We start from the raw sequence: 12,021 nt of genomic DNA, 5'->3' as shown, positions 1-12,021 counted from the left end.
CAATCAGCAGGCAAGCTTCTATGGTAATAGTAGAAGAAGCTTCAACGACTAAGCACTATCAATTGATAGGCAGTACATTAAATATTCATATGTGATACAATATTTTTGATGATTATAATGGAGTGATCAAATGGATATTGTAGGTATGCAGTTTAACTATTTGAAAGTATTAGAGTTTCATAGTAGAAATAAACATAAGAAAAAGTTATATAAATGTTTATGTACAAGATGTGGAACTAAAAAAGTTATGATTGGAACAGTGGTGAAAAATGGATACTCAAAAAGTTGTGGTTGTTTAGTAAAAGATAGCCATACAAAAAAACATGGTATGACAGGAACACTAATATACAAAAAGTGGAAAGATATGAAAAAACGATGTTATAATACTAAATCTCAAAACTATAAATATTATGGAGCAAGAGGTATAAAGGTTTGTGAGGAATGGAAAAATAATTTTGCTCAATTCTATAATGATGCTGGAGATATTCCTTTTGAAGGTGCAAAATTAGATAGGATAGATAATAATGATGACTATAAACCCTCAAATTGCAGGTGGGTAGAACATCAAATTAATTCTAATAATAGAAGAAAGTATTATAATAAAACTGGTTATACCGGTGTAACGTTTAAGCCTAGATTAAATAAGTTTCAGGCACAATTGTATAAGGATAAAAAATTCATATATTTAGGTTTATATGAAACTGCTGAAAAAGCATATGAAGCATACCTAAAAGCTAAAAATGAATATTAAGATATAGTCTAGTCTCATGTGAAAGCATGAGGCTCTTTTTATAGAGCAATTTAATGTTATACAAGCGTAATAAGAAACTATTACAGGGAAAGGCATTAAATTAAATATATACGCAATGTTGGGACTTACCTAACTATATATTAAAAAAATACTGGGGATTCTTCACATGGGGAAATGCAAATGCAATGGCTCAAAAATCAAATTATCGCGGGCATAATTTTAAAATTTATAGAAACACGAAAAATTTTGTACCTAGGCCTGGTGATTGGGCGGTATGGGCTAATCGTAACCCAGGACATGTTTCAATCGTTGTTGGCAAAGCTACTAAAGATTATTTCTGGTCAGTAGATCAAAATTATTATACTGGTAATTGGTCTGGAAGCCCTCCTTATAAAATAAAACATAGGTACACTGATGCACCAGGTGGAGTTACACATTTTGTAAGGCCACCATATCATCCTGAACCGAAGAAAGAAAAGCCTAGTAAAGGAAAAGAGCCAAGTAAGAATAATACACCAACAGAAACTAAAAAAGATAATATGCCAAGATTCAAAAATATTATCAATATTACCTATACAAGTTTTAGATATGATAAAGAGAGAGAAAACGTCACACATTATATTGTCGATGGTAATAAGAGAACTTCATCTATTAAGGGATTATATATCAAAGAAAGTATTATGTTTAGAAGTGTTAAAGATATTTATAAACAACGAAATAAATATGATAATGATATTATTTATCCTCACAGTTTTGTAGATAAGCAAATGACATGGCATTGTCGTCATACTAAGTTTGAAGTGGAAAAATATCCTGGTTGGATAGTATTAGAGGTATGCGGTTCTGAATCTGAAACAAAAGAGCAGTATATGCGTACTTTAATATATACGCTGGTTCATGGCTTGAAAATGCTAGAGTGGAACAATTTAAAATTAAGTAAAGAAGCTTTGAAATTAGATAAGAATATATGGCGAACTATGAAAGATATCAGTGATTATGATTTGATATTAAAAGGTTATCCAGAATTAGAAAAATATCAAAGTACTATACAAAAATTATTGGCAATATATCGTAAAAAAGACGATTTACTTAAGCAAGTTATTGTAACTAAAAAATCCAAAAAGAGGATTAAACTTAAACAAGGGAGTAATAGTGTGCTTATTAAAAAGCCTGATAAAGTAACTTCAAATAAGCATAGTAAAGGTAAAGTAGACATAGAAACTAGCAAATACACATTTAAACAGGCATTAAACGCGCAGATGTCTAAAGGTTTACCGGTTGTTAATACTGGTGGTGGTTGGTTCAGTGCTAGTCGTGCAAAAGTGAGTGTTGCTATGGAGCCTAATAGAATATGGAATGATAGTAAACAAAAATATCAAATGCTGAATTTAGGTAAATATCAAGGTGTCTCTGTTGATAAATTAAATCAAATATTAAAAGGTAAAGGTAAACTCTCAAATCAAGGTAAAGCTTTTGCTGAAGCATGTAAAAAATATAATGTGAATGAAATATACCTTATTGCTCACGCCTTTTTAGAAAGTGGCAATGGTACTTCTAATTTTGCTAGTGGCAGGTATGGTATATATAATTTCTTCGGTATTAATGCACATGATAGTAATCCAAACTTAGCAATTAGTTACGCTAGAAATAGAGGATGGACGACACCAGCTAAGGGTATATTTGGTGGTGCTAAATTTGTTAGAGATAACTATTTTAATAAAGGCAAGAATACTTTATATCGTATGAGGTGGAATCCACGGAATCCAGGTACAATGCAATATGCAACTGATATAAATTGGTGTAAACATCAAGCTAGTACGATATACAATCTGTATGGAGATGTGGGATTAGTAGGTCTTTATTTCATAAGAGATAAATATAAATAAGCAAGATAAAATTGATTAGTTTAGGAGGATAAGAATGGATGAAACTAGTCTCATATACTGGATTTTTAGTATATTAATTCCAATTTTCATAAGTATTACGACTTTTTGGATGAAAATTAATAAAGATAAGCGTGAAAATGAAAATAGATTAACATTAATTGAGGGTAAGATAAGTAGCCATGATGAAGATTTAAAGGAAATAAAAGAAGATTTAAAAAGTCAAAATGAAGATTTGAAGTTACTTCATAAACTCAATACGCAGAGTGATATGATGCTCAAAATGATGGATGAAATTAAACAAGATTTGAAGAAGTAATAAAAGAAAATATGGTAAAATATAAAGGTGAGCAAGTTGGATAGATGGTGGCTAATCTCATTATAAATGGGGTGATGCCTATGAAATATGGTTTGACTCCTAGAAAGGAGTAACATTGACTGATTATGAAATGTTGATGATTGTTTTGACAATCATTGGCCTAGTATTAGTTAGTAAAAATGACCATAAAAAATAATCATCACTAACTTTGGACGGTTTTGATGATTATTTTTATATAATTGTTATAAACTAGCCACCGTCTTTTTAACGGGCTCATTGGGGCGATACACTTATGGTGTGTTGCCCTTTTTCTATCTATAAATTAACACAACATAAAAATATTATCAAATGTTTAAGTCGGCATATACATGTCGGCTTTTTATTATGAGGAGGAAATTAAATGGATGTAAAAGTAACAGTAATCGTAAGAGTATTAGGTTTAATTTTGGTGTTAGTGAATCAGTGGTTATCAAATAAAGGTATTAGTCCTATTCCAGTTGATGAGTCAACATTAATGACAATTGCAGTAGCATTGCTCACGACATGGAAAGATAATCCATTTACTAGCGCTGCTAAAGAAAGTAATAAAATGATGAAAGAATTAAAAACCCAAAATAAGTATGAAAAAGTAGTGATGCGTAATGGTAAAGAAGAGTAAAGCATTAAAGTATGTTAATTCTCGTATAGGCATTCAGCATGACGAAGATGGTATTTATCCAGGTCAATGTGCCGATTGGATTATTCATGTGTGTAAAAAATATTTTAATTGGCATTTTCAAGGTGATGCGAAAGATATAATTAATGATAAAAACAGAGCAACTGCACCTAATGGAACAAAGTTTTTACCTAATACACGTGATTTGGTTGTTAAACCTCTAGATATTTGTGTATGGACAGGTGGTCAATAGAGGCATGTAGCAATTGGCCTAAGTGGTAATTTACAAACCTTTTACTCATTAGATCAAAACTGGGGTACATGGAATGGTTCACCAGTTAAAAAGGTTCAACATGATTATGATAGCAACGGATTTTGGGGAGTCATTAGACTCCCTTTTATTAATGATTTAAAAAATGGAGGAGATAGCATGGATAAAAAAAGAATAGGTACATGGAATGGCGTACCCGTTTATACTGATTTTTTACCAATTGGTACGCGTCGAACAGGACAAAGATTAGATAGTGGTAAACCACGATTTGCAGTTTTTCATGATACAGGTAATCGTGATTCAACAGCACAACAAAATGTTAATTATTATAAAAATACTTATAATATTGATTGGGATAGAACAGCATCAGCTCATATTTTTGTAGATGACAAAGAATGTATTATTTGTATACCAGTTACAGAGAAAGCGTGGCATGTATTGTATGATACGCCAATCGATAATAACTGGTATGGCGATGATGCTAATGATATCGCATTTGGACTTGAAGCATGTTATTTTACAAATCGTTCACGTACGCATAAATCATTAGATAATGCTTGTCGTATTATGGCAGCTTTATGTAATTCATGGGAAATCAACCCACGTAATGAGATGCCTGGACACCAACAAATACAATATGATAAGCAAGATCCAGGTAATTTATTAGCAGCAGCAGGTTATGGAAGAAATGATATAAGTGTACTTGATAATTTAGTACTCAAGCATATGAAAGGTGATTCACCAACACAAAAAGTAGCAAAAGACGTAAAAGAACCTATCAAAGCAAAATCACCTCGTACAGTTTGGGCGTGGAATGGTATATTCACATCTAGTAAAAATAATACGGAACCAATTGTTGTTAGACGTGCAATGGGATTAAATAAAGCGCAAGTAGATAGAGGTTCTTGGATTTATCCTGGGGAATTTGTAAAATTTGACCAAGTTATTAAAGATAAGAAAAATGACTTGTGGTGGATTAGATTTAAATACCAAGCAGATGGAGCAAACAAAAAGGATAATTTCTTTATGCCTATAGGTAGGATTACTGATAAAGAAGAGAAGTTATTGAAAGAAAAAGCATTATGGGGTAGGTTATTAGTTAAATAATATCGATATTGTATTTGTTTAAATTCTTTTTATTATATAAATTAGATATATATAGTGTGGTAAAATATAAAAGGTAATATCAGCACATCAACTTTTTATAATGAGCAAGTATGACTATTTACTTGCTCGTTTATTTTATATAAATGGAGGTATTAAAATGGATGAATTTAATATTGCAATGGGATTTATCACTTCTTTAGGGTTTGTTTTTACATTGCTTACTTTATACAAAGATAGAAAAAAGGAAGAAATAAGAAGAAACCGAACAAAAGATATATTAGTTAAAAATATAAAAGATAATACAAATTATCTAAAAAAATATTATGATAAATTCGAGCATAACTATGATATGTATAAAGAAACCAAAGAAAATCAACCCTCACAAGAATTTAATCATAGAATAGATCTTATCACCTATTTCATTAATTCTTATAGCAATGATCTTTTTTTAGAAAATCTAAAGAAGATCAATCATAATATTGAGTCTTATTATATTAACAATATTGAAGACTCTAAATTCGATTATGATACGTATTTTGAATTAAAAACAGATTTAAATGAATTGATAAAAAAATTAGAATATTATAAGTATCAAATCGATATATTTATAGAACCATACGATGAATACTTAAAATACAACTTAAATGAAAAGATCATTTCCAAAAATCATACAATATCTAATGATTTAGTAACTAATGATTTCAACTATACTGGAAACGATTCTATTATAAATCCAGTGATGTATTATAATAGAATAATAAGAGAGTACGATAAATATTTTAATGATTTAGAAAATTTAAGTGTACCTTTAATGGCTTCAAATGATGGTCAAACGGCTGTAAGGTCGTTTATTGACATAGATTTTGACAGTGTTCATGAAGAAGTAAATAATATTATTAATAAGACAACTCAAAATATCAATTGAGGATGAATAGTAACGAAATAATTACATAGAATTATACAAAACCACCTAAGGTAGGTGGTTATTTTTTATTTACATATACGAACAAGAGTTCTGTTATATTTATGAGGTGATAATATGAAAGTAATAAATCCAGACGCACCAGATGAATATAAATATGAAACTGATTACCGTAATACACCTAGAGAATATCTTAACACACGTATACCGCAAGGGCGAGGCGTGGTTAAGTAGCAAGCCTTTAAGACACTGCCTGAACAATAAGAGCAACTAGAACAATACATACAAGACCAATACATACAAGACCAAAATAAGATTGATAGACCATCATTAAGTGATCATCAATTGAACTATTTAAATGATAAGTTGATATTTAAAATGTATAATGACCCTACAATTGAATTACGTTATTTTGTAGATGGATATATTAAAACCAAAGAGGGTTATATTCATAAGGTGGACGTTCACACACAAACACTATATTTACATGAAGAAAATGGGGTCAGTAAGGTTAATTGGTTATATATTGTGGAGATAAAATAAACCCACTTAAATGAATAGGTGGGTTGTTTAGTAGGATAGGGATTTTAATTAAATTTTTAAGATTGTTCTTCCTAGATGTTCACCATTTAATAGTTGTTTTATAACTTTATCAATTTCTTTGAAATTAATTTCATTGTATAAAAGAGAACCACCGATGTTCCATTCATTTGATAATTTCTCCCATAAATATTCTCGAGTTCCATAATCAATATAAACAGAATCTATACCAATTAATTTTATCCCTCGAAGAATAAAAGGAAGAATATTTGCGCTTAATTCATTGCCTGCTGCATTACCACAAACAGTAGCGCAACCTTGATAACTTAAATGTTTTAATCCAAATATTGTTATGTCTCCACCAACTGTATCTAAAAAATAGTCGAATACTTCTTTTTTAATTGGTTTATTATCATCTTCCATTATAATAGCTTGTTTAGCACCTAAATTTTCAGCCACTTTTATTTGTCTGTTTTTTCTTACTAAAGCAGTGATATTTTTATATCCAATTTTACTTAATATTTGAATAGCAATGCTACCGACACCACCAGTAGCTCCTGAAACTAATATTTCGGGTTGCTGGTCTACGGTCATACCACTTTTTTGAAGTTCAAATATTGATAGAGCTGCTGTGAAACCAGCTGTACCATATATCATTGATTCTTTATTGGATAAACCTTTAGGTAGAGGTATTATCCAATCAGAAGGAACTTGTGCATATTCTGAAAATCCTCCAGTATGAGTCATTCCAACATCATATCCTGTTACAAGAACTTGGTCCCCTTTATTAAATTTTTCATTTATACTTGATTCAACAGTACCTACAAAATCTATTCCTGGTATCATAGGATAGTCTTTAATTACTCCGCCTTTGTATTGTAATCCGAGCATATCTTTATAATTTAAGGAAGAATATTCTATTTTTACTAAAACATCACCTTTTGATAAAAATGTCTTATCTATACTTTCTATTTCGTAATTTACTTCAGAATCTTTTTTTCTAACTACAAGTGCGTTGAACATAAACTAGCCTTCTTTCATATTTTGGTTAAAAACATTTTTGTAACAAAAGTATTTCGTTGAAAAAGATAACATGCTATAATTTCTAAGTCAATATAATAATTTAAGAGAGGTCTAAATCATGGATATAGATAATTGTGTAAACTACTTATTAAGCACTTCTCAAAACAAAGTGTTTAAATATTTCAAGGAGTTATTAAGCCCTTATAATGTCACTCCGTCAGAGTATGGAGTATTAAATTGTTTGATTAATAGCAACTTAAATACTCCAAAATTAATTTGTAATGCATTAAAATTAGAAGCCCCAACTTTATCTGGCATACTATATAAAATGGCAAAAAAAGATTTGATAGTACGTAAAACTGATGAAGAAAATAGAAGAACTGTTTTAATTAGTAGTACTTTAAAAGCAAATGAGCTTTGGCCGACTTTAGAAAGATTAGCAGATGAGTTGAATAATAATTGTTTTGCTGATCTAACTGATAATGAAATAGTAGTTTTAAAAAGGGCGCTGATGAAAATAAACAATACGAATCTTTAATTATGTAATAGAAAAAATTAAATTTAAAGACAAGTAAAAAACTTTACCAATATGCAAAAGCTCACTTATATGAATAGATGAGTATTTTTAAGGGCAAAAAAGAGCAAACACTTAGAAATATTAATTTTATATAAAACCTCCAAAAACATTGATATAAAAATTTTTCAGACAGTGACGAACAGTTGGAAATATGCCTAATAAGAATCTGTTGAACACTTAAATTTTAATAATTATATATTTAGTAAAGATAAATATTGAACCTAGTTTCTACCATTAAAATGTAAGAAATAGATACTCAAAATTTTTATGGCACTGACATGGCACTGAAACACCAAAAACACTGATAATATGGGCAATATAGTAGTCCTCCCAGGACACTATAACACGTTGGTATATCAACGTTTCGAGAGAGAGAGCAAGTGTCAAACGGGTCAAGAGAATAATTCTCTGACGCGTTGACCTTGCTCTTTTTTGTGTTCGTCAAGTTAATATCTATAAACCTCAAGTGTTATAGGTATGTTTGCATGTCCTAACCTTATACTAATATATTCAATATTTATTTTTTGTGGATGTTTCGAAATTGCTTTTTAATGTCATTTAATTCATTTTCAGATATTTCTACTTCTCTGTCTGCATTTTCCGATTTGGTATCAGGTAAATGAGTTAAACCAGGTTTGTAATATAAATCTTTATAAGTCATTCTATTCACTTCTGAAAAACTTGATCCAGTAATTAAAAGAATATATAACATAAGCGTACTTTTCTAGGTTTTTCGTTTAAAGTATTTTCTTAATTGCTCACACTCTAATATTGTAAAAAACTTCACGCTTTCTTTTTAGGTAATTTAGTCCCCTTATAACTCATTTATAAGTAGGGTCTTTTTTTAAATAACCTTCATATTTAAAAATTTTAAAAAAGAAATGTTAAGTTATTGTAAAAAGCATTGAACAATTTTATTGTGCGTAATAAAATAGTGTTATGAAGTACTCCATTACTTCATTCTTTTTGAGCCACCTTCTCCCTTGGAAGGTGGTTATTTTTTATGTAATTTTTTCAAAATGTTTGTTTAAAAATAAATTGAAAAGTGTAAATAGATTTAATAGTAAGAACTTTGATTTTAAATTTATATCAAATAGGTTATTTGTGTTGTAAGTGATTAAATTATGTTATCTTATTAGGGCGCTTTATTTAAAAAAATAATTAAGGGTTTGTATAAAACATATCTCCATATTGAGTAGTTCAAATACGAAAGAAAATACATATTTTGATAATCAATATAAACAGTTTTAATACAAAAAACGAATTAGAAGGAGATTATTGAATTGGAAAAATTACTATCTATCATAGTACCTGTTTACAACAAAGCGTATTTTCTAGAAACGTGTATAGAATCTATCAATAAACTTAATATCAATAAAGATAAAATAGAAGCGATTTTTGTTGATGATTGTTCAAGTGATAATTCATTAGAAATTGTTGAATCATTTGCTACTAAATATGATTTTATAAAGGTAATACAATTAGCTGAAAATACAGGTAGCCCATCTGAACCTAGAAATGTAGGAATGAAGAATGCTACAGGTGAATATATAACTTTCTTAGATGCTGATGACTGGTTAGATCCAGAAGGGCTTCCAACATTATTAAATCAAGCAAAAGATCATCATTCTGATGTAGCTTTTGGCCAAAGCGTTAAACATACAGAAAAAGCTATAAAGAAAATTGGAAGATTTAGTTCTTATAAAAATGATAATCACTTGGTTCCATACGAAATTGAAAAAATATTTAGAGCAGTTGGTCCACCAGGCAAAATAATTAAGCGCGATATTATCATTAATAATAAAATTTATTTTAAGCATATGAAATATGGTGAAGATAAATTATTTTTTATAGAAGCAATATCAAAATGTAAAACAGCTTCAATGAATCCTAAACCGACTTATCACGTGAACCGTTATACTTATAATCAATCATTAGTTGGACAAACGGATATAATTGAAAAAACTAAATTAAATTTAACAGTTTTAGATGAGGTTCTGAAACTTGAACTTCCAAGTAATGCAGAATTTCAAGCGATTAGTCGAATTGTCGAAGTTGATTATATGTCGCGATTATTTAAAAATAATCGGTTTTTAAAAGCTGAAAATAAACCTGTATTTTATGAATTATTTGATGAAATGGTACTAATGCTAGCATCATACGGTAAAAATATTGAAGATTATTTACTAACTGATACATTTAAAAATATCTATCAATTTTTGAAAAACAAAGAATATCAAAAATTAATAGAATTGATAACTATACTACAACAAGGTGGTAAAGCAAATAAATTTGTTGAAAATAACCGAGTCCATTTCTTAATGCCAGAAACTTTAAGTGATGCTTTACCAATCAAAGATCCAGTGTTTGCTGTATATGAAGGCACACATTTAATAGAGGGAACTTTTAAAGATGTAATTCGTGTATATAAAGATGATCAAACAATTATTGATAAAGTAATACTGAATGAAATAAATAATGAAATACATGATGTGACTATCGATTTTGAAATAAATAATAATTATATTTATATCAATACGGAAGATTTGAACCAATGTAATTTCGCATTCAATATATCTTTAATCTATGATGGATATAAATCAATTTATGTGAATATGAATTTACCTAATGCAAGTCAAAAGGCAAGTTTAAACAGACAAAACTTTAAAGCCGAGTTTGTATCAGCAACAAAGTCTAGAAATAAAGCCGATAGTTTAAACGAATATTTAACATATAAACCGAATTCGGTATCGCTTGTTAAAAAAGCGAATTTATATGAAGATGTTGAATTTAAACAACTTGCTGAAGAAACTTTAGAAATTGGAGAATTGGTTGCAATTGCGGATGTTGTGGAAACTGCTAAAGGTACACCAAGGTTTATTACATCTGATGGTTACTATTTAACTGCTAATAAAAAGAATGTGTACCCTGTTGATAAAGACAAGAAAGATAAGTATATATATTGTAAACCTAATGATGTTACTGTTTTGAAGAAATGTAAAGAGTACAAAAATAGAAATTTTGAGGGCGAACCAGTTAATATTTTAAATTCAGGTGATAATTTAGAAATTCAAAAAATAGTTTTATCGTCTAAAGGCACGCCGAGACTCAAAACTAACCGTGGCACCTTTATTACGGCAAATCTTGAATTTGTAACAGAAACATAAATTTTTACGGATATTTGACCTATAATAATTTATAGAATATTAAGAAAGACAATAAAACTATCTGTATAGATATCTTCATATCTTTAGACTGTCAACGAAGTCTCTGACTTTGTTGGCAGTTTTTTTGTGCACATTTTACGAGAGTATTGACTTAGCCTGTTGTCTTTGGCTAGTGATCTTCACGTAGGAGTCGAACCTAATAGCTACCAATATTTAACTGAAAAAATTATAATATATAAATTTAATAGTGGTGGTATTTATTATGTTGAATAAAGCAATTGTTAAAGCGAGCAACATAGGTCTGAAAGGTCATGGCTATTCTAAAAAGTAAAGGTCCACCACAAGTAAGTTTTTGAATTATCTAACAATATTAATGAATTTGAAACACTGTTTTAATATAATATTTACATAGTTGTAGTTGATTTAATTGTGCGTAATACACTTAGGAATTCAAAACTGTTTCGTAAATTAAATAAATCAACAGATAAAGCTAATTTATAGTTAAGTAAGAAAAAATAGACAATTTAATTACGTAATATCTTATAGTGAATGTAAGAAACGATAGCTAAACAAAATAATTAATTGAAAGTATCGTTTTCAACATAAAAACAGTCATAATAATTAAAATTTAACGAGGAGTGTTTACAATGGAAGGTTTATTCGAAGCAATCAAAAACACAGTTCAAGCTGGTGTCGCAGGAGATGGCGCTAAATTAGGGACAAGCATTGTAAGTATCGTGGAAAATGGTGTAGGTTTAGCATCAAAATTATTCGGATTCTAGATTTTAATTTAATGTAAATCAATT

At 29.2% G+C, this 12,021-nt stretch carries 13 protein-coding genes; 11 read left to right on the top strand and 2 right to left on the bottom strand.

The window, feature by feature from the left end; translation table 11 throughout:
* The first annotated feature begins 130 nt into the window (after positions 1 to 130).
* The 8 genes from LG295_RS08935 to LG295_RS08900 all read left to right on the top strand — a co-directional run bounded on the left by LG295_RS08935 (position 131) and on the right by LG295_RS08900 (position 6,451).
* Entirely contained in the window at positions 131 to 751 is a 621-nt protein-coding gene (locus tag LG295_RS08935) for an AP2 domain-containing protein (protein ID WP_404475688.1), read from the top strand.
* A gap of 104 nt (positions 752 to 855) precedes the next feature.
* Positions 856 to 2,637 carry a glucosaminidase domain-containing protein gene (locus LG295_RS08930; protein WP_404476859.1) on the top strand — a complete coding sequence of 594 codons (1,782 nt, stop codon included), beginning with the start codon at positions 856 to 858 and terminating at the stop codon, positions 2,635 to 2,637.
* A gap of 34 nt (positions 2,638 to 2,671) precedes the next feature.
* Positions 2,672 to 2,953: a hypothetical protein gene (locus LG295_RS08925; protein ID WP_171915384.1), complete on the top strand. Its 282-nt coding sequence runs from the start codon at positions 2,672 to 2,674 to the stop codon at positions 2,951 to 2,953.
* A gap of 400 nt (positions 2,954 to 3,353) precedes the next feature.
* Complete coding sequence (locus tag LG295_RS08920) at positions 3,354 to 3,611, top strand: phage holin (RefSeq protein ID WP_186335309.1); 258 nt, start codon at positions 3,354 to 3,356, stop codon at positions 3,609 to 3,611.
* Positions 3,595 to 3,861 carry a hypothetical protein gene (locus LG295_RS08915; protein ID WP_404475685.1) on the top strand — a complete coding sequence of 89 codons (267 nt, stop codon included), beginning with the start codon at positions 3,595 to 3,597 and terminating at the stop codon, positions 3,859 to 3,861. Before LG295_RS08920 ends, LG295_RS08915 begins: the two co-directional genes overlap by 17 nt.
* A 177-nt stretch (positions 3,862 to 4,038) precedes the next feature.
* The gene (locus LG295_RS08910; RefSeq protein ID WP_404475683.1) at positions 4,039 to 4,986 is read left to right on the top strand and encodes an N-acetylmuramoyl-L-alanine amidase family protein; all 948 of its coding nucleotides are present in this window, start codon (positions 4,039 to 4,041) and stop codon (positions 4,984 to 4,986) included.
* A gap of 157 nt (positions 4,987 to 5,143) precedes the next feature.
* Complete coding sequence (locus tag LG295_RS08905; protein WP_340082716.1) at positions 5,144 to 5,911, top strand: hypothetical protein; 768 nt, start codon at positions 5,144 to 5,146, stop codon at positions 5,909 to 5,911.
* A gap of 342 nt (positions 5,912 to 6,253) precedes the next feature.
* A complete protein-coding gene (locus tag LG295_RS08900) occupies positions 6,254 to 6,451 on the top strand; it encodes a YolD-like family protein (RefSeq protein ID WP_404475681.1) in 198 nt (65 codons plus the stop codon).
* A 48-nt stretch (positions 6,452 to 6,499) separates the two neighbouring features.
* On the opposite strand, the gene LG295_RS08895 is transcribed toward LG295_RS08900, so the two are convergent.
* Positions 6,500 to 7,471, bottom strand: a complete 972-nt coding sequence (locus LG295_RS08895) for an acryloyl-CoA reductase (RefSeq protein WP_340082714.1) — start codon at positions 7,469 to 7,471, stop codon at positions 6,500 to 6,502.
* Between the two features lie 118 nt (positions 7,472 to 7,589).
* Here LG295_RS08895 and LG295_RS08890 point away from each other — a divergent pair, with 118 nt between their 5' ends.
* On the top strand, positions 7,590 to 8,009 hold the full coding sequence (locus LG295_RS08890) for a MarR family winged helix-turn-helix transcriptional regulator (protein ID WP_186335304.1): 420 nt from the start codon (positions 7,590 to 7,592) through the stop codon (positions 8,007 to 8,009).
* A 556-nt stretch (positions 8,010 to 8,565) separates the two neighbouring features.
* On the opposite strand, the gene LG295_RS08885 is transcribed toward LG295_RS08890, so the two are convergent.
* Positions 8,566 to 8,760: a hypothetical protein gene (locus LG295_RS08885; protein ID WP_326000270.1), complete on the bottom strand. Its 195-nt coding sequence runs from the start codon at positions 8,758 to 8,760 to the stop codon at positions 8,566 to 8,568.
* Between the two features lie 571 nt (positions 8,761 to 9,331).
* Here LG295_RS08885 and LG295_RS08880 point away from each other — a divergent pair.
* Both LG295_RS08880 and LG295_RS08875 read left to right on the top strand, forming a co-directional pair.
* Entirely contained in the window at positions 9,332 to 11,215 is a 1,884-nt protein-coding gene (locus tag LG295_RS08880; protein WP_404475678.1) for a DUF5776 domain-containing protein, read from the top strand.
* Between the two features lie 647 nt (positions 11,216 to 11,862).
* On the top strand, positions 11,863 to 11,997 hold the full coding sequence (locus tag LG295_RS08875) for a beta-class phenol-soluble modulin (RefSeq protein ID WP_039066869.1): 135 nt from the start codon (positions 11,863 to 11,865) through the stop codon (positions 11,995 to 11,997).
* The last annotated feature ends 24 nt before the right edge of the window (positions 11,998 to 12,021 follow it).

Source organism: Staphylococcus pseudoxylosus, assembly GCF_044794325.1.
Lineage (GTDB): Bacteria > Bacillota > Bacilli > Staphylococcales > Staphylococcaceae > Staphylococcus > Staphylococcus pseudoxylosus.
The sequence above is the reverse complement of the archived record's forward strand: the minus strand, read 5'-3'. Positions and strand labels throughout refer to the sequence as shown.

Excerpts from the sequence above, each read along its gene's own strand:
- LG295_RS08910 (WP_404475683.1), top strand. The coding sequence starts at position 4,039 with ATGGATAAAAAAAGAATAGGTACATGGAATGGCGTACCCGTTTATACT.
- LG295_RS08895 (WP_340082714.1), bottom strand. The coding sequence starts at position 7,471 with ATGTTCAACGCACTTGTAGTTAGAAAAAAAGATTCTGAAGTAAATTAC.
- LG295_RS08935 (WP_404475688.1), top strand. The coding sequence starts at position 131 with ATGGATATTGTAGGTATGCAGTTTAACTATTTGAAAGTATTAGAGTTT.
- LG295_RS08925 (WP_171915384.1), top strand. The coding sequence starts at position 2,672 with ATGGATGAAACTAGTCTCATATACTGGATTTTTAGTATATTAATTCCA.
- LG295_RS08905 (WP_340082716.1), top strand. The coding sequence starts at position 5,144 with ATGGATGAATTTAATATTGCAATGGGATTTATCACTTCTTTAGGGTTT.
- LG295_RS08875 (WP_039066869.1), top strand. The coding sequence starts at position 11,863 with ATGGAAGGTTTATTCGAAGCAATCAAAAACACAGTTCAAGCTGGTGTC.
- LG295_RS08890 (WP_186335304.1), top strand. The coding sequence starts at position 7,590 with ATGGATATAGATAATTGTGTAAACTACTTATTAAGCACTTCTCAAAAC.
- LG295_RS08885 (WP_326000270.1), bottom strand. The coding sequence starts at position 8,760 with ATGTTATATATTCTTTTAATTACTGGATCAAGTTTTTCAGAAGTGAAT.
- LG295_RS08920 (WP_186335309.1), top strand. The coding sequence starts at position 3,354 with ATGGATGTAAAAGTAACAGTAATCGTAAGAGTATTAGGTTTAATTTTG.
- LG295_RS08915 (WP_404475685.1), top strand. The coding sequence starts at position 3,595 with ATGGTAAAGAAGAGTAAAGCATTAAAGTATGTTAATTCTCGTATAGGC.